The 16497-nt window shown below is 72.9% G+C and carries 18 protein-coding genes; 15 read left to right on the top strand and 3 right to left on the bottom strand.

Features of this window, described 5'->3' with window-relative positions:
* Position 1: 1 nt before the first annotated feature.
* From AB0B20_RS05875 to AB0B20_RS05815, 13 genes are all read left to right on the top strand, one after another.
* Positions 2-496: a DUF2617 family protein gene (locus AB0B20_RS05875; RefSeq protein WP_357385200.1), complete on the top strand. Its 495-nt coding sequence runs from the start codon at positions 2-4 to the stop codon at positions 494-496.
* Positions 493-918: a DUF4247 domain-containing protein gene (locus AB0B20_RS05870; protein WP_357468470.1), complete on the top strand. Its 426-nt coding sequence runs from the start codon at positions 493-495 to the stop codon at positions 916-918. Before AB0B20_RS05875 ends, AB0B20_RS05870 begins: the two co-directional genes overlap by 4 nt.
* A 33-nt stretch (positions 919-951) precedes the next feature.
* A complete protein-coding gene (locus AB0B20_RS05865) occupies positions 952-1374 on the top strand; it encodes a DUF350 domain-containing protein (protein WP_357468466.1) in 423 nt (140 codons plus the stop codon).
* Complete coding sequence (locus AB0B20_RS05860) at positions 1374-2282, top strand: hypothetical protein (RefSeq protein WP_357385196.1); 909 nt, start codon at positions 1374-1376, stop codon at positions 2280-2282. The genes AB0B20_RS05865 and AB0B20_RS05860 overlap by 1 nt, the downstream gene beginning before the upstream one ends.
* Before the next feature lie 34 nt (positions 2283-2316).
* Positions 2317-2739: a DUF350 domain-containing protein gene (locus AB0B20_RS05855; RefSeq protein ID WP_357385194.1), complete on the top strand. Its 423-nt coding sequence runs from the start codon at positions 2317-2319 to the stop codon at positions 2737-2739.
* Positions 2739-3512 carry a hypothetical protein gene (locus tag AB0B20_RS05850; protein WP_357468463.1) on the top strand — a complete coding sequence of 258 codons (774 nt, stop codon included), beginning with the start codon at positions 2739-2741 and terminating at the stop codon, positions 3510-3512. The genes AB0B20_RS05855 and AB0B20_RS05850 overlap by 1 nt, the downstream gene beginning before the upstream one ends.
* Positions 3509-5077 carry a polyamine aminopropyltransferase gene (locus AB0B20_RS05845; RefSeq protein ID WP_357468460.1) on the top strand — a complete coding sequence of 523 codons (1569 nt, stop codon included), beginning with the start codon at positions 3509-3511 and terminating at the stop codon, positions 5075-5077. Before AB0B20_RS05850 ends, AB0B20_RS05845 begins: the two co-directional genes overlap by 4 nt.
* A gap of 64 nt (positions 5078-5141) precedes the next feature.
* Entirely contained in the window at positions 5142-6137 is a 996-nt protein-coding gene (locus AB0B20_RS05840; protein ID WP_357385328.1) for a hypothetical protein, read from the top strand.
* Positions 6138-6204: 67 nt separating this feature from the next.
* On the top strand, positions 6205-7014 hold the full coding sequence (locus AB0B20_RS05835) for a hypothetical protein (protein WP_357385188.1): 810 nt from the start codon (positions 6205-6207) through the stop codon (positions 7012-7014).
* 72 nt (positions 7015-7086) lie between these two features.
* Entirely contained in the window at positions 7087-7902 is an 816-nt protein-coding gene (locus AB0B20_RS05830) for a hypothetical protein (RefSeq protein ID WP_357468457.1), read from the top strand.
* Positions 7899-8705, top strand: a complete 807-nt coding sequence (locus AB0B20_RS05825) for an SDR family oxidoreductase (RefSeq protein ID WP_357468453.1) — start codon at positions 7899-7901, stop codon at positions 8703-8705. Before AB0B20_RS05830 ends, AB0B20_RS05825 begins: the two co-directional genes overlap by 4 nt.
* Positions 8706-8858: 153 nt before the next feature.
* Positions 8859-9398, top strand: a complete 540-nt coding sequence (gene pyrE, locus AB0B20_RS05820) for an orotate phosphoribosyltransferase (protein WP_357385182.1) — start codon at positions 8859-8861, stop codon at positions 9396-9398.
* 57 nt (positions 9399-9455) lie between these two features.
* Positions 9456-9833 carry a metalloregulator ArsR/SmtB family transcription factor gene (locus tag AB0B20_RS05815; RefSeq protein WP_007454255.1) on the top strand — a complete coding sequence of 126 codons (378 nt, stop codon included), beginning with the start codon at positions 9456-9458 and terminating at the stop codon, positions 9831-9833.
* Between the two features lie 174 nt (positions 9834-10007).
* On the opposite strand, the gene AB0B20_RS05810 is transcribed toward AB0B20_RS05815, so the two are convergent.
* From AB0B20_RS05810 to AB0B20_RS05800, 3 genes are read right to left on the bottom strand one after another with little or no spacing between them, the layout of a single operon-like run.
* On the bottom strand, positions 10008-10853 hold the full coding sequence (locus tag AB0B20_RS05810) for a DedA family protein (protein ID WP_357385326.1): 846 nt from the start codon (positions 10851-10853) through the stop codon (positions 10008-10010).
* A 23-nt stretch (positions 10854-10876) separates the two neighbouring features.
* Positions 10877-13393 (bottom strand): polynucleotide kinase-phosphatase, encoded by a 2517-nt coding sequence (locus tag AB0B20_RS05805; RefSeq protein WP_357468449.1) that lies wholly within the window; start codon positions 13391-13393, stop codon positions 10877-10879.
* A complete protein-coding gene (locus AB0B20_RS05800; RefSeq protein WP_357468444.1) occupies positions 13390-14844 on the bottom strand; it encodes a 3' terminal RNA ribose 2'-O-methyltransferase Hen1 in 1455 nt (484 codons plus the stop codon). The genes AB0B20_RS05805 and AB0B20_RS05800 overlap by 4 nt, the downstream gene beginning before the upstream one ends.
* Positions 14845-14964: 120 nt before the next feature.
* On the opposite strand from AB0B20_RS05800, the gene AB0B20_RS05795 reads away from it, so the two are divergent.
* Together AB0B20_RS05795 and AB0B20_RS05790 are read left to right on the top strand one after the other, a co-directional pair.
* Positions 14965-15447 (top strand): SigE family RNA polymerase sigma factor, encoded by a 483-nt coding sequence (locus AB0B20_RS05795; protein WP_357468441.1) that lies wholly within the window; start codon positions 14965-14967, stop codon positions 15445-15447.
* Positions 15447-16487 (top strand): LCP family protein, encoded by a 1041-nt coding sequence (locus AB0B20_RS05790; RefSeq protein WP_357385174.1) that lies wholly within the window; start codon positions 15447-15449, stop codon positions 16485-16487. The genes AB0B20_RS05795 and AB0B20_RS05790 overlap by 1 nt, the downstream gene beginning before the upstream one ends.
* Positions 16488-16497 lie beyond the last annotated feature (10 nt).

Here is a 16497-nt window from a genome sequence, read left to right as displayed (position 1 = left end):
CGTGCTCGTCTGCCTGGACGCGCCCTACGTCGACACCAGCGCCGCCGACCTGAGCCTGGCCCTCGGCGGCCCGGAGCTGCCGGCGCTGGCCGTACGCGACCTCGACCTGCCCGGCCTGCCCCGGCTGCGGCTGCGCCTGCTCGGCGCCTCCCATCAGGTGGTGCTCGGCGGGCTCACCGAGACCGTCGCCTGCCTGCCCGGCCGCCCGCCGCACCTGCCGGACGCGCTGCACGACGAAACGGCCGGCTACCGGTTCATGGCCACCGTGCTCCGGCCCGAAGGCGACGGCCTGCGTAGCCGGGTCGCGGCGCTGCGCGCCGAACTCGCGGGCGACCCCTACGCGCTGATCGGGGTCTTCCCCGGCGACGAGGACGCGGTCACCGCGCTCTCCGTCCGGCCCCGGCCGCCGGACGGCGTGCTCGCCTGGCGCACCTGGCACGTCTATCCCCAGACGAACGAGCTGGTCCTGACCGAGACCGTGGTGGAGGAGCTGTGACGTACCGACGGTGGTTCGTGGTGGGCATGGCGGTCGCCGTCATCGGCGCGCTCGTCGCCGCCTTCACGATCTTCTACGGCAACTTCTCGCCCCGGGGCTACGTGGAGGACAACTTCTCCCGCGCCTCCGGGCGGGACATCGGCTCGAACGCGATCGCGTACACCTCGAACAAGACGCCGAGCCAGGTGTCCAAGCAGATCACCGACAAGTGGAAGCCGGCCGACCAGTATGTCGACGGCAGCGGCGTCTACCTGCGCTACGACGACGACTCGGTGGTGATCCTCCCGCTCGCCGTCGGCTCGGTGATCCTGCTGGAGAAGATGACCACCGCCTACCCCCGCTACCACAACGTCGTCGGCAACAGCTGGGGCTGGGGCCGAGGCAGCACGGTGCGGGGCGGCGGCCCCGGTTCCGGTAAGTAGCCCTCTTCGATTCCCTCACCCCTGGAGTCTTCTGTGGAGAACCTCCTCACCGATCTGCTGGTCACGCTCGCGTACGGCGTGGTCGGCATCGCTCTGATGGCCATCGGTTATGTCCTGGTCGACGTGGCGACGCCGGGCAAGCTTCACGAGTTGATCTGGGTTGAGCGCAATCGCAACGCGGCGGTGTTGCTTTCGTCGAACCTGGTCGGGGTGGGCACGATCGTGGTGGCGGCGATCGTGGCGAGTGCCGATGATTTCCGGCTGGGTCTGATCGGGGCGGGCGCGTACGGCATTCTCGGTCTGGTGATCATGGCGGTGGCGTTCGTGCTGCTGGACGCGGCGACTCCGGGCAAGCTCGGTGAGTTGCTGGTGGATCCGCAGCCGCATCCGGCGGTGTGGGTCTCGGCGACGGTGCACCTCGCCACCGGCACGATCATCGCCGCCGCGATCATCTGATGGACGACTGGAATGCCGCCTCGGGGGAGAAGAAGGAGAAGCGCAACCCGGCGTTGACCTTGGCCGGGGAGATGCTGGACGAATGGTTCGTCTCCGCCTCGTCGGACGAGAAGGAGGCGAAGCGCCGGAGGATGGTGGGCCGGTTCACGGGAGCGGCCGACGGCTGGGCTGCCACACCGGAGGACGTGAAGGAGAAGCGCAAGAAGGCGTTCTTCTGGGTCGTGGTGGTGAGCGTGCTCGCCATCTGCCTCCTCGGCGTCTTCGGCCCCGACTCGGACACCTCAGTCCCCGCCCCGGCGGCCGACGAGCGCTCCGGCACCGTGCCGATCCTCAAGGCGGCCACCGACAGCCAGGGCATCTGCTACGGCTGGAGGCTGTCCGACGGGTGGAACGACGTGAGCGTCGGCTCCAGCCACGGTGACGGCATGCCGGCCCCCGGCGCGCCGGGCTGCACGCGCTGGATCGAGGTGACCGCCGAGGTCAGGTACTCCTCCATGACGGGCGAGAGGGAGGACGACGACGTCCTCATCCGGATCGAGGGTTCGGACGGCATCACGTTCACCGACCTCACCGAGATCCGAACCGGGCTGCGCCGCTTCGGGCTGGACGAGGAGACGTTCCTCGACGAACCGGGCTGGGCCGTCACCCGGGCCGCCACGATCCTGCCGCTGCTCGCCGCCGAGCGCGGGCTGGCCGGACCGGCCGCGGCGCCCACCGCCGCGCCGTCCAGCGCCGCCGCGCCGCTGCCGGACGCCGGCAGCGACTTCTGGCGGGACCGGTGGGGTTACATCCTCACCTCGGCCGGGTTCTTCCTGGTCGCCGCACTGTTCCTCGTCGTGGGCCTGCGGCAGCGCCGCAAGCAGCGGGGCGAGGCGACCGCGCAGCGCGCCCGCGGTTCCGGTAAGTAGCCCTTCGCTCGATCCCCTCACCCTGGAGTCTTCTGTGCAACATCTCGTCACCGATCTGCTGGTCACGCTCGCGTATGGCGTGGTCGGCATCGCTCTGATGGCCATCGGTTATGTCCTGGTCGACGTGGCGACGCCGGGCAAGCTTCACGAGTTGATCTGGGTTGAGCGCAATCGCAACGCGGCGGTGTTGCTTTCGTCGAACCTGGTCGGGGTGGGCACGATCGTGGTGGCGGCGATCGTGGCGAGTGCCGATGATTTCCGGCTGGGTCTGATCGGGGCGGGCGCGTACGGCATTCTCGGTCTGGTGATCATGGCGGTGGCGTTCGTGCTGCTGGACGCGGCGACTCCGGGCAAGCTCGGTGAGTTGCTGGTGGATCCGCAGCCGCATCCGGCGGTGTGGGTCTCGGCGACGGTGCACCTCGCCACCGGCGCGATCATCGCCGCCGCGATCATCTGATGAGCGGCAAGCCCGCCAGGCCCGGGGTGGGGAAGGACAAGCGCACCCAGACGGTGATCTGGTCCGTGGTCGGGGGTTTCGTGGTTTTCGTCTGCGCCATCGGCGTGTTCGGCGGCGACTCGGACACCTCCGTCCCCGCCCCGGCGGCCGACGAACGGTCCGGCACCGTGCCGATCCTCAAGGCGGCCACCGACAGCCAGGGCATCTGCTACGGATGGGAACTGCTCGACGTGTACGACGACGTGAGCGTCGGCTCCAACCTCGGCGACGGCACCACAGTCATCGACGCGCCCGGCTGCGCGCGCTGGATCGCGGTCTCCGCGAACGTCAGGTACACCTCGTCCAGCAGCGAGTCGGAGGATTCCGCCACGATCCAGATCAAGGGCTCGGAGGACATCGAGTACTCCGAGCTCTACGCGATCGAGACGGGGCTCGGCCGCTTCGGGCTGGACGAGGGCGCGTTCCTCGGCGACCCGGGCTGGGCCGTCACCCGGGCCGCCACGATCCTGCCGCTGCTCGCCGCCGAGCGAGGGCTCGCCGGACCGGCCGCGCCGCCTGCCGCCGGCCCGTCCACCCCGTCCGCACCGCTGCCGGACGCCGGCAGCGACTTCTGGCGGGACCGGTGGCTCTACATCCTCAGCTCGGCGGCGTTGTTCCTGCTCGCCGCGCTGTTCATCGCCGTGGGTGTGCGGCAGCGCCGCAGGCACCGGGGCGGGGTGCCCGCGCAGCGCGCCGGGGCGGGAGCCGCCGGACGTACCCGGAGCATCCGGTGACCGCCGACGTGGCCGCGCGGCCGCGGTGGCGCCTGGCCCGCGCGGCGGTCCTGCTCGCGGTCTTCGTCTGCGCGGCCTGCGGCCTGGTGTACGAGCTGGCGCTGGTCGCGCTCGGCAGCTACCTGATCGGCGACACGGTCGGCCAGGCGTCGATCGTGCTCGGCGTGATGGTCTTCGCGATGGGCGTCGGCGCGCTGGTGGCGAAGCCGTTGCAGTCCCGGGCGGTGGTCTCGTTCGCGGTGATCGAGCTGACGCTGGCGCTGCTCGGCGGCCTGTCCGTGCTCGGCCTCTACGCCGCGTTCGCCTGGCTCGACCTGTACGGCCCGGCGCTCGTCGGCACCGCGTTCGTGCTCGGCCTGCTGATCGGCGCGGAGATCCCGCTGCTCATGGTGATGCTGCAACGCATCCGGGAACAGTCGGCGGGCAGCGCGGTGGCCGACCTGTTCGCCGCCGACTACGTGGGCGCGCTGCTCGGTGGGCTGGCCTTCCCGTTCCTGCTGATCCCGGTCTTCGGCCAGCTCAAGGGCGCGCTGGTGGTGGGCGCGGTGAACGCGGTCGCCGGTGTGGTGCTCGTCTTCACCGTGTTCCGCGCCGACCTCAGCCGGCGGGCGCGGGCCGCGCTGGGCGCGGCCACCGTCGTGGTCGGCCTGCTTCTCGGGTACGCGTGGGTGACCGCCCACGACTTCGAGGTGACCGCCCGCCAGCAGCTCTACCGGGACCCGGTGGTGCACGCCGAGCGCAGCCGCTACCAGGAGATCGTGCTGACCCGCTCGATGCGCGAGCCCGGCCACTCCGACACCGACCTGCGGCTGTTCCTCAACGGCGACCTCCAGTTCAGCTCGATCGACGAGTACCGCTACCACGAGGCGCTCGTGCACCCGGCGATGCGCGGGTCGCACGGCGACGTGCTGGTGCTCGGCGCGGGCGACGGACTGGCCGCGCGGGAGATCCTCAAGTACCCGGACGTGCGCTCGGTGACGCTCGTCGACCTCGACCCGGCAGTGGTGGAGCTGGCCCGCCGCGAGCCGCAGCTGCGCGAGCTGAACCGCGGCTCGCTCACCGACCCCCGGGTACGGGTGCTCAACCTGGACGCGTTCGCCTGGCTGCGTACCGCCACGGACCGCTTCGACGTGGTGATCGCCGACCTGCCCGACCCGGACGAGACGGCCACCGCGAAGCTCTACACGATCGAGTTCTACACGCTGATCCGGCCGGTGCTGGCCCCCGGCGGGCGGCTCGTGGTGCAGTCCGGGTCGCCGTATTTCGCACCCCGGTCGTACTGGTCGATCGAGCGGTCGGTCCGCGAGGCCGGCTTCGCCACCGTGCCGTACCACGTCGACGTGCCGAGCTTCGGCGACTGGGGATTCGTGCTCGCCTCGCCCGGCGACGCCGCGCCGGAACTGGCGCTGCCGGACGACCCGCCACCGCTGCGGTTCCTGACCCCGGCGGTGCTGGCCGCCGCCGCCACGTTCCCCGCCGACCGGGCCCGGCTGGACGTGCCGGCCTCCACCCTGTTGCGACCGAGGGTGCTGGACTACGCCCGCGAGGAGTGGCGCGGCTACTAGGTTTCGGGATATGCCACCCGAATCGCCGCGCCACCGACCGGGGATCGGCTGGCTGGTCCGCCGGCTGCCGACCCGGGCGATCGAGGCGGCGTCCTACCTCCAGGGGTTCGTGCTCTCCGGCGTGGTCACCGTGCTGGCCGTCCGGGCGTACCTGGAGGCCACCGGCTATCCCCAGCTCGGTGGCGGCGGGCTGCACATCGCGCACGTCCTCTGGGGCGGCCTGCTGCTCGCCGTCGGCCTGGGCATCCCGCTGGTCTTCCTCGGCGACGCGTCGCGCAGCGCCGGGGCGGTGGTCGGCGGCATCGGGTTCGGGCTGTTCATCGACGAGGTGGGCAAGTTCGTCACCACCGGCACCGACTACTTCTACGCCCCGGCCGCCGCCATCATCTACGTCGCGTTCGCGCTGCTGGTCCTGCTCACCCAGGCGGTACGCGGGCGCACCGGACGATCCCGGCTGACTCCGGCCGAGCGCACCGCGAACGCGCTGGACATGGTGCTCAGCGGCCTGCCGGCCGGGCTGACCGATCGCCGCCGGGCCGCCGTGCTGCGGCTCGTGCAGGGCACCGGACCGGCCACCGAGACCGCTGTGGCGCGACTGCTGGACGCGGTGCCGCACCGGGAACCGCCGCCGGTGCGGCTCTGGCAGCGGGCGGCGGACCGGGCCCGGCGTCTCGCCGTCTGGGCGGCCGGGCGCCGCTGGCTCATCTGGCCGGTGGTGGTCTACCTGGTGGTGGAGCCGGTGCTCACCGTGCTGGCGGTGTTCCTCGACGGCGTGACCGGGCACCTGGGCGAGGAGCGGGAGTGGGGCGCGATCCTGGGCGTCAGCGCCAGTGCGCTGATCACCGCCGTGCTCGGCCTGTGGGCCGCCTGGCTGCTGCGCCGCAACCGGACCGAGGCGTTCCGCCTGTTCAAGCTGGCGCTGCTGGTCGACCTGCTGTTCGGGCAGGTCTTCAACTTCACCGTCAACCAGTTCGGCGCGGTCGCCGCTGTCGCGCTCGATCTCGCGCTGCTCGGCGTGGTCACCGCCGAGCACCGCCGGTTGCGCCGCGCCGAGAAGTGAGCCGGTCCAGGGTGCTGAGCTGGTCGGAGATCGCTACGGTGGGCATCTGATCTAGGAAGGGAGAGTCATGGTCGATGCTCCGGGCACCCCGCCCCGCGCGCGTCCCGGTGTGGTGACGCTTTCCAGTTGGCTGCTCATTTTCGTCGCCGCGATCCAGGTGGTGAACCTGATCGTGGCGCTGACCGTCATCGGCAAGATCCGTGACGTGCTCAGCGACGCGTACGCCGGCACGGGCGCCGAGTCGGTCGGCGACATCGCGTACGCGTTCAGTCTCATCTCGGCTGTCGTGTCGCTGCTGATCGCGGCCGGGCTCGTCGTGCTGGCCCTGTTGAACAACCGGGGCAAGAACGGCTCCCGGATCACCACCTGGGTGCTGGGCGGCATCCTGTTCTGCTGCACCGCCGGCGGGCTGGTCAGCGGCATCTCCGGCGGCATGACGGGCGGCACCACCACCGGTGACGCGCCCAGCCCGGAGGAGATCCAGCGCCGGCTGGAGGACGTGCTGCCGTCCTGGTACACGCCCGTCAACCTGCTGCTGGGCCTGGTCGCGCTGCTCGCCCTGCTGGCCGCGCTGATCCTGTTGGCGCTGCCGCAGGCGAACGAGTTCTTCCGCAAGCCCAAGGCCGGCTGGGAGCCGCCGGTGCCGGGTGGCGCCTACCCGGCGTACCCGGGCCAGTCGGGGGAGCCGGCTTACCCGTCGTACCCGCCCCCGCCCGGCACGCCCCCGCCCGGCGGCCAGCCTCCGTTCCCTGGCGGTGGCCAGCCGCCCTTCCCGTCCGGCGGTCAGCCGCCGTCGACGCCTGGTGGTCAGCCGCCGTCCGCACCCGGCGGCCAGCCGGGTGAGCGCCGCGATCCGGAGCCGCCGTCCGGAAGTTGACCTCCGGATTGCGGCGACGCCGACGATCCCTCCGAGTAGGTTGCAAGCCGACGCCTACCGGAGGGATCAGTCGTGTCGTACCCCGATCGGGCCGCACCCCGTCGGCCGGGCACCGTCCTCGCCGCGGCGGCGCTGCTGCTGGCGATGGCGGTCGGCGCCGTGGCGTACGCGGTGCTCAACCTGGCCGTCAGCGGCGGCACGGTGGACCGGTTCCGGGTTGCGGCGGCCCAGCGGACCGGCGCGGGCGGCGGTGACATCGACCAGGTGGCCGGCCTGCTGCGCGGCTCCACAGTGCTGGCCGCCGTGCTCGGCGTGCTCGCCGGGTTGCTGCTCGCCGGGCTTGCCCTGGGCCTGCTCGCGGGCCGTTCCGGCGCCCGGACCGGGACCTGGGTGGTCGCCGGTACGGGACTGCTCTGCGGCTGCTGCGGGCTGGCGGTGCTGGTCGGCCAGCGGGCCGTCCCGCTGCGGCTCGGCGCGGACGACCGGGTCACCGCCGACCTGCTGGAACTCGTCGGTGACGCCTACCCGTCGTGGTGGATCCCGGTGAACGCGACGCTGTCGGTGGCGCAGGTCCTCGGCTACCTGGTGGTGGTCGCGCTGCTCACGCTGCCCTCGGCCGGCGCGTTCCTGCGCCACCGCACCGCACCGCTGCGGCTGTCCGGTTACGGCTCGACCGTGTCCGGCACGCAGGCGCCCGGTCCGACGCCCTGGGGCCCGCCGGCCGGCCTGCACGCGCCCTCCGCGCCGCCCGCCTCCGCGCCGCCCGCCTCCGGGCCTACGCCGCCGCCGGATGGTCCGTCGCCGTACGAACGGCCCGCACCGCCCCCGTCCGGCCCGCCCGCGCCGCCGCCGGATGGGTTCCCGCCACCCACCGAGGACCGCCGATGACAGGTGACACCCCCTCCCGGCGCCGAGCCCTGATCACCGGCGCCAGCCTGGGCATCGGCGAGGCGTTCGCCCGCCGGCTCGCCGCCGACGGCTGGGACCTCGTCCTGGTGGCCCGCGACGGCGCCCGGCTGGACGCGCTGGCGGCCGAGCTGACCGGCCGGCACGGCGGCGACGCGGAGACGATCTCCGCCGATCTGTCCACCGAGGACGGCTGCGCCGCCGTCGAACAACGGCTGGCCGCCGGTACGCCGGTCGAGCTGCTTGTCAACAACGCCGGCATCAGTCTGAACACCTCCTTCGTCCGCTCGTCGGTGGCGGACGAGGCGCGGCTGGTGCGGCTCAACGTGCTCGCGGTGCTGCGTCTGACCCATGCCGCGCTCGGTCCGATGATCGAACGAGGCCAGGGCGCAGTGATAAATGTCTCTTCCGTTGCGGGCTTCGGTGTCCCCATGCCGGGATCCACGTACTCGGCCAGCAAGGCGTGGGTGACGAATTTCAGTGAGTCGATCGGCCAGTCCGTCGCGCCGCTCGGCGTACGCGTAATGGCGCTCTGCCCCGGCTACACACGAACCGGAAATCACGAAAGGGCGGGCACCGACATGTCGCGCCTGCCTGCCTGGGCCTGGCTACGCGCTGACGACGTGGTCGCCGAAGGGCTGCGTGACCTGCGCAAAGGCAAGTCGGTGAGCGTTCCGGACTGGAAGTACAAGGTGGCGGTGGCCGGGCTGCGGCACGCGCCGAAACGCCTGCTGCGCGGCTTCGGGCGGGACACCAGGGGTGCGGTAGGCCGGCAGCGCGGCTGACCGCACCTGCCCGGCTGCGGGCCGCTGTCGCGGTCGACCGGGATGGACGGTCGCACAGCGTAGCCGCTCATCGCCACCGATCGGTCGCCCGCAGGGTTGACCAGGGCGGACCCGAAGGACGGCGCTCAGACTTGCGAAGTACGCTCTATCGCCATGGGCGACCGCGACGACCTGCGCAAATTCATCACTGACCTCGCTGTGGTGCACGGCCGGGTGGTGCTCTCGTCGGGCCGCGAGGCGGACTGGTACGTGGATCTGCGTCGCGTCACGCTCCATCACGAGGCGGCTCCGTTGATCGGCCGGGTCATGCGGGAACTCACCGCCGACTGGTCGTACGACGCGGTCGGCGGGTTGACCCTGGGCGCCGATCCGGTGGCCGCCGCCATGCTGCACGCCTCGGCGGGCACGGGTCGCGCGGTCGACGCCTTCGTTGTCCGCAAGGAGGGCAAGGCTCACGGTCTTCAGCGCCGGATCGAGGGGCCGGACGTCTCCGGGCGACGGGTGCTCGCGGTCGAGGACACCTCCACCACCGGTGGAAGTGTGTTGACGGCGGTCGAGGCATTGCGTGAGGCAGGGGCCGAGGTGGTGGGTGTGGCGGTTATTGTTGATCGAGGTGCCGGCGACACGGTGCGAGCCGCCGGATTGCCCTATCGGGCGGCCTATACGTTGGCTGACCTCGGCCTTGTGGCGTAAAAGTTTGCCGATTCGGATCTGCTGATATGCAGGCGGATCGATGCTGCTGGTGGAAGGATGGAATACGTGGGAACTGCGTTGGCTGAAATGACCATGCCTCAGATCTCGCCGCTTGCCGGCGAGCCGATCGAACGTGCCGACGCCGAGCGGCTCGCGGGGGTCCTCAAGGCCCTCGCGGACCCCGCCCGGCTGCGGCTGCTCAGCCTGATCCAGTCGGCTCCCGAGGGGGAGGCGTGCGTGTGTGACCTCACCGCGCCGCTCGGCCTCTCGCAGCCGACGGTCAGCCACCACCTGCGTATCCTCACCGAGGCCGGCTTGCTGGAGCGGGAGAAGCGCGGGGTCTGGGCGTACTACCGGCTGGTGCCGTCCGCGATCGCCACGATCGCGGATCTGCTCACCCCGCCGCGGAAGCGGGCCACCAAGAAGGCTCGCTGAAACCTTCCGGGCCGGCCCGCGAGGGTCGTCCCGACCGGGTGACCGGTGGCGTGCGAGGGGTGGCGCCATCAGTGCGCGGGTGACGGCTGCCGTCGTCCCGTGTGACCCGGCTGGAGCAGTGATGTCCGAAGGCCGGTCCTCGTCCGAGGGCCGGCCTTCGGTGTCCGTACGTGCTCAGCGGCGGTGCTGACCGCCGTGCCCGTCGCCGTGCCCGGGCCGGTGCTCCTCGATGCCCTCCCGGGCGGCGTCCACAGTGCCGGCCACGGTCGCCGCGGTGATCACCGCGACCGCCTCGCCGCGCTTGCGTGCCCGCCGGTCCCGCAGGAACTCGAAGAAGATCGGCAGTACCGAGATCACGATGATCAGCGCGACCACCGGCAGGATGTACCTGTCGATCTTGTCGCCGATGGCGTCGTAGATCTGCCGGGCCAGCAGGTAGCCGATCAGCAGGATGCCGTCCACCCAGAGGACCGCGCCCACCACGTTCCACACGAAGAACTGGCGGGCCGGCATGCCGAGCACCCCGGCCACCGGGTTGAGGAACGTCCGCACGATCGGGATGAAGCGGGCCAGCACCACTGCCTTCGCCGGGCCGAACTTCTGGAAGTAGTACTCCGCCTTCTCCACGTACTCCCGCTTGAACAGGCGGGAGTTGGGCTTCTCGAACATGCGGCGGCCGTACCGGGCGCCGAGCCAGTGGCCGAGCTGCGCGCCGACGATGGCGCAGAGCGGCCCGCCGATCATCAGCCCGGCCAGGGAGAGGCGGGTGCCGTCGCCGAAGATGGCGTCGGCCACCGGTGAGGCCGCCACCCCGGCCAGGAACAGCAGCGAGTCGCCCGGGAAGAAGAAGCCGACCAGCAGCCCGGTCTCGGCGAAGAGGATCACCCAGACGCCGATCATGCCGAAGGTGTGGATGAGGTCCTTCGGGTCGAGCGGGTTCAGCGCCACGCTCTCGGAGAACATCCGGGTCTTCTCTGCTGTGTCCACGGCCACACAGGGTACCCCGGCCCGGTCCGGCATATCGGCCGGACCGGGCGTCATCGTCAGAGGCGGGGGTCCACCGGCTCGGACTCGCAGGCGAGGATCGCGAACACCAGCTCGTGGCGGCGCCACAGCGGCGCGTCCTCGGCCAGCGCGTCCAGGGCGGCCAGGCCCAGACCGTGCTCGCGCAACGCCATCCCGCGCTTGCGGCCCAGCGAACGGCTGCGCAACGCGGCGAGCTGAGCCGGGTCGGTGTACCCGGGACCGTAGATGATCCGCAGGTACTCCCGCCCACGGCACTTGATGCCCGGCTGGAGCAGCGAGCCCCTCGGTGACCGGGCGGCCAGGCCCGCGTACGGCTTGACCACCATGCCCTCGCCGCCGGCCGCGGTGAGCGCCAGCCACCACTCGGTGGCGTCGGCCACGGCCGACTCGTCGGCCAGGTCCACCACCCGCCGCCGGGTCGGGGTGAAGAACCCCGGGTCGGCGGCGCAGAGCCGGTCGGCCAGGGCCAGGTGCCAGCCGTGGTCGCGGTCGGCGTAGCTCACCCCGGCCCCGGCCAGCACCGCGAACGGCGCGAGCGTCACCCCGCGCAGGCCGTCGGTCGGGCGGACGTACGCCCGGTAGGCCGCCGAGTAGGCGGTGACCTCGGCGGCCCGCCCGGCCATCCGGTCGCGCAGCCCGGCCACCGGCAGCCCGCGCCCGGCGGCCGTGTCCAGCGCGGCGAGCACCGCCGGCAGGGCGGCCCGCCCGGCCGCGCCGACCCCGGCGTACTGCTCGCGGATCAGCCCGCCCGCCTTCGCCGACCAGGGCAGCAGCTCGGTGTCGAGCAGCAGCCAGTCGGTGTCCAGCTCGGCCCAGAGACCGGCGGTGGTGACCGCGGCGCGCACCCGCGCCAGCAGCTCGCCGTCGAGCGGCGGGCCGAAGAACGGCCGGCCGGTACGGGTGTGCACCACCCCGCCGCCGAAGCGGCCCGGCTCCCGCTCCACGAGCACCACCGCCCGCGAACCCATGTGCTTCTCCTCGCAGACCACCCGGTCCACGCCCGCGCCGCGATAGTCGGCGAACGCCTCGGCCGGGTGCTCCAGGAAACCGTCCACGCTCGACGTGGAGCAGGGCGCCATGGTCGGCGGCAGCCACACCAGCCGGCCCGGGTCGACCGCGAACCGGCTCATCACCTCCAGCGCGGCGGCGGCGTTCTCGGCCGGCACGGTCAGCGACCCGTACGCGTGGGTGAGGTGCCGCCGCCCGGTCACGTCGGCCAGGTCCAGCACGGTGTCCGGACGCGCGGGCGCGACCGGGACCAGCGGACGGGCCGGGGCGTACCACTCCTTGACCGCCGGGACGGCGACCAGCTCCTTCTCCGGGTAGCGCAGCGCGGTCAGCTGCCCGCCGAACACGCAACCGGTGTCCAGGCAGATGGTGTTGTTCACCCACTCCGGCACGGGCGTCGGCGTGTGCCCGTACACGACCATCGCCGAGCCCCGGTAGTCCCGCGCCCACGGGTAGCGCACCGGCAGGCCGTACTCGTCGGTCTCGCCGGTGGTCTCGCCGTAGAGCGCGAACGACCGCACCCGGCCCGACGCCCGCCCGTGGTACGCCTCCTTCAGTCCGGCGTGCGCCACCACGAGCCGCCCGCCGTCGAGCACGTAGTGGCTGACCAGGCCGTCGATGAACGTCTCCACCCCGGCGACGAACTCCGGCGGCTCGACCGCGAGCTGCTCCATCGTCTCGGCCAGGCCGTGGGTCAGCCGGACCCCCCGGCCGCGCAGCTTGCGCAGCAGCTTCTGCTCGTGGTTGCCCGGCACGCAGATCGCGTGGCCGGCCGCCACCATGCCCATCACCAGGCGGAGCACGCCGGGGGAGTCCGGGCCGCGGTCCACCAGGTCACCGACGAACACCGCGGTACGCCCCGACGGGTGCGCCGCGTCCACCGGGCGGCCCGCGTCGTCGCGGCTCAGCACGTAGCCGAGCCGGGACAGCAGTGCCTCCAGCTCGGTACGGCAGCCGTGCACGTCCCCGATCACGTCGAACGGCCCGGTCAGCTCCCGCCGGTCGTTGAACAGCTTCTCGTAGCGGACCTCCGCGGCGTCGATCTCCTCCACCCCGCGCAGGACGTGCACCTTGCGGAAGCCCTCGCGGGCCAGCCGCCCGTACGACTGCCGCAGGTCGCGGCGCATCCGGTTGAGCACCTGCCGGCCGTGCGTCCGGTCGGCGCGCGCCTCGGTACGCTCCCAGGCCACCGCCTCCGGCACGTCCAGCACGATCGCCACCGGCAGCACGTCGTGCTCCCGGGCCACCCGGATCAGCCCGGCACGGGCGTGCGGCTGGAGATTCGTCGCGTCGACCACAGTGAGCAGCCCTCGGCGGAGCCGGATGGCGGCGACGTGGTGCAGCGCGTCGAACGCGTCGGCGGACGCGGACTGGTCGTTCTCGTCGTCGGCCACCAGACCGCGGAACGTGTCCGAGGAGAGCACCTGGCTGGGCGCGAAGTGCCGCCGGGCGAACGTGGACTTGCCGGAGCCGGAGACGCCGACGAGCGCCACCAGTGCCAGCTCGGGGATGTCCAGGACGGTCATCGGTTCGTCGCCTCCTTCCGGTCGTTGCTGTTGTTCCGCTCTTGCCGGGTGAACACCGCCATCTGGGTCGGCGTGCCCACCTCCGGGTCGTCGTCGCCCACACCGCCGAGGACAGCCGTGTAGCCGTGCGCCGCCGCCACCCGCTCCACCCAGGCGGCGAACTCGGCCCGGGTCCACTCGAACCGGTGGTCCGCGTGCCGGAACCGGTCCGGCCCGAGCCCCTCGTAGCGCACGTTGTACTCGACGTTCGGCGTCGTCACCACCACCGTGCCGGGCCGGGCGTGGCCGAACACCGCGTCCTCCAGCGCGGGCAGGCGCGGCGGATCGAGGTGCTCGATCACCTCCATCAGCACCGCCGCGTCGTACCCCCGGAGCCTGTCGTCCCGGTAGGTCAGCGCGGACTGCCACAGCCGGATCCGGTCCCGCTGCCGCTCCGGAAGCCGGTCCAGGCGCAGCCGCCGGGCCGCCATGCCGAGCGACCGGTCGGACACGTCGACGCCCACCACCTCGGTGAACCGCCGGTCGGCGACGAGCGCGGTGAGCAGCGCGCCGCCACCGCAGCCGAGGTCCAGCACCCGGCTCGCGCCGCTGTCCCGCAGCGCGGCGAGCACCGCCTCCCGCCGCCGTACCGCGAGGGAGGCCCGGCGGGCGTCCTCCGCCGGCGCGACGCCGGACGGCTCGATGCTGTCGTCGGCGGGCGGCTCGTCGGCCAGGCGCAGCTCGGTCAGCCGGGCCATCGCCTCGCCCGCGAGCGCCCGGCGGTGTGCCAGGTAGCGCCGCGTGATCAGGCCCCGCTCGGGGTGCCCGGCCAGCCAGCCGGCGCCCGCGCGCAGCAGCTTGTCCACCTCGTCCGGCGCCACCCAGTAGTGCTTGGCGTCGTCCAGCACCGGTAGCAGCACGTACAGGTGGTTGAGCGCGTCGGCGAGCCGCAGCGTGCCGGTCAGCGTCAGGTCGACGTAGCGGCTGTCACCCCACTCCGGGTACGTCTCGTCCAGCGGGATCGGGGTGGCCGTCACGGTCCAGCCCAGCGGCGCGAAGATGCGTACCGCCAGCTCGGCGCCGCCCCGGCAGCGCAGCACCGGCACCCGTACGGCCAGCGGGATCGCGCTCGCGGCCAGCTCGGGACGATCGCGCGACTCGCCCCGCAGGGCGGAGCGGAACACCTTCGACAGCGCCGACGAGAGCAGGCTCGACGCCGCGTACGGGCGGTCGTTCACGTACTGCCCGAGCGCGAAGCCCTCCGGCGCGCGGTTCCGGCGGCCGCCGCCCAGCTTCAGCGGATCGACCTCGACCAGCAGCGCCGCCGTGCAGCGCGCCTCGTCCGCCTCCGGGTAGAACACATGCGCGGCACCGGCGGGCAGGTCGAAGCTCTGCACCCGGTCCGGATGCTTCACCAGGAGGTGGCCGAGGTCGGTCGCGGGGCGGTGAGTCGTGGTCAGGGTCAGCAGCACCCGTCGATGATCTCGTGAGTCTCCGGCTCCTGTCGTGGGGGTTTCCGGGCATCCGGCACGCCACCGCAATGTTCCGGCCGCCCGGGACCGTCCATCTATGCGGGACACCCGGGAGGTGCAGTGACGTACGAGGAGTTCGCCGACGCGCGGTTGGGCGCCCTGCTGCGGTACGCGGTCATGCTGACCGGAGATCCGCACCAGGCCCAGGACCTGGTGCAGGAGACCATGGTCCGGGTCCAGCTCAACTGGCGGCGGGTGGCCCGCACCGACGCTCCGGAGCGGTACGTGCGCCGGATGCTCACCAACCAGTTCGTCGACTGGCGGCGCGGATCGTGGGCGCGGCGGGTGCTGCTGCGCGGCGAGGCGGACGAATCCGTGCCCGCGCCGGCCGACCACGCCCAGTCCGCCGTGGACCGGGACCAGATCCGGTCCCTGCTGTCCCGGCTGCCCCGGCGGCAGCGCGCCGCGCTGGTGCTGCGCTACTACGAGGACCTGCCGGACGGGGAGATCGCCGAGGTGCTCGGCTGCGCCGTGGGCACGGTCCGGTCCAGCATCTCGCGGGCGCTGGCCACCCTCCGAGCCGAACACGTGGAGGTCTGCTGATGATCGAGGACGAGCTGCGGGCCGCGTTCGCCCGCCTCGAGGAGTCGACCCCGCCCGTGGGCCCGGTCCGGGCCGCCGTCGACCGGATGGTGATCAGCCGCCGCCGGCGCCGTCGGCGCGTACGCCTGGCCAGCACGGCGCTCGTGGTCGTGGCCGTCGCGCTCGTCGGATTCACGGTGATGGCGCCCCGGCCGCCGGCGCCGGCGCTCACCAAGCCGGTGCCGGAGCCCGGCGGCGCGCTGAACCTGCTGCTGCTCGGCGTCGACGAGCCGGTCGGCAGCAGGCGTGCCGACTCGGTGCTGCTGGTGCACGTGCCGGCCGACCGGAGCCGGCTCTACCTGGTGTCGCTCCCGCGCGACCTGCTGGTGCCGGTGCCGCCGCAGGGCGGGACGGAGAAGCTCAACGCGACGTTCTCCCGCGCCGCCGGGTCGGGCACCGACCTGGCCGCCGGATACCGGGCGACCCGCCAGGCGGTCGCCCGGCTGACCGGGGTACGCGTCGACGCCGGCGCGGTGCTCACGTACCCGGGAGCGCGGGAGCTGACCGACGCGGTCGGCGGCGTACCGGTCTGCCTGCCGGAGCCGGTGCGCTCGGTGCACACCGAGCGGCGTTTCCCGGCCGGATGCCAGCGGCTCGACGGCGCGGCGGCGGTGGACCTGCTGCGGCAGCGGTACGACCTGCGCGACGGCGGACTGGACCGCGACCGCAACGCGGCGCGCTACGCCGCCGGCCTGCTCCGCCAGATGCGCGAGCGGGGAACGATGACCGATCCGGCGCAGCTCAGCCGGCTGCTCGTCCGGATCAGCACGGCCGGCACGATCGACGCCGGTGACCTGTCGTTGCCGGCGCTGGTGGGCGCGACCGGCCGGGCCGGCGCCGCCGAACCGGTCGCGCTCGCTCTCCCGGTGCGCGACGAGTGGACCGGCCGCGGGTTCGAGCCGGACCCGGCGCTCGCGCCGGGATTCCTGGACGCGTTGCGCGCGGATCGGCTGGCGCAGTGGGCCGCCACCCACCCGGCCCGGGTCACCGCCCTGCGGTGACCCGGCACCG

The organism is Micromonospora sp. NPDC049151 (genome assembly GCF_040648395.1).
Lineage (GTDB): Bacteria > Actinomycetota > Actinomycetes > Mycobacteriales > Micromonosporaceae > Micromonospora.
Note: the sequence above shows the minus strand (reverse complement) of the source record. Positions and strands in the feature narration are given on the sequence as shown.

What these genes read in the sequence shown, in the direction of transcription:
- AB0B20_RS05815 (WP_007454255.1), top strand. Translation starts at nt 9,456, where the DNA reads ATGGAATACGTGGGAACTGCGTTGGCTGAAATGACCATGCCTCAGATC.
- AB0B20_RS05825 (WP_357468453.1), top strand. Translation starts at nt 7,899, where the DNA reads ATGACAGGTGACACCCCCTCCCGGCGCCGAGCCCTGATCACCGGCGCC.
- AB0B20_RS05850 (WP_357468463.1), top strand. Translation starts at nt 2,739, where the DNA reads ATGAGCGGCAAGCCCGCCAGGCCCGGGGTGGGGAAGGACAAGCGCACC.
- AB0B20_RS05790 (WP_357385174.1), top strand. Translation starts at nt 15,447, where the DNA reads ATGATCGAGGACGAGCTGCGGGCCGCGTTCGCCCGCCTCGAGGAGTCG.
- pyrE (WP_357385182.1), top strand. Translation starts at nt 8,859, where the DNA reads ATGGGCGACCGCGACGACCTGCGCAAATTCATCACTGACCTCGCTGTG.
- AB0B20_RS05835 (WP_357385188.1), top strand. Translation starts at nt 6,205, where the DNA reads ATGGTCGATGCTCCGGGCACCCCGCCCCGCGCGCGTCCCGGTGTGGTG.
- AB0B20_RS05805 (WP_357468449.1), bottom strand. Translation starts at nt 13,393, where the DNA reads ATGACCGTCCTGGACATCCCCGAGCTGGCACTGGTGGCGCTCGTCGGC.
- AB0B20_RS05810 (WP_357385326.1), bottom strand. Translation starts at nt 10,853, where the DNA reads ATGCCGGACCGGGCCGGGGTACCCTGTGTGGCCGTGGACACAGCAGAG.
- AB0B20_RS05860 (WP_357385196.1), top strand. Translation starts at nt 1,374, where the DNA reads ATGGACGACTGGAATGCCGCCTCGGGGGAGAAGAAGGAGAAGCGCAAC.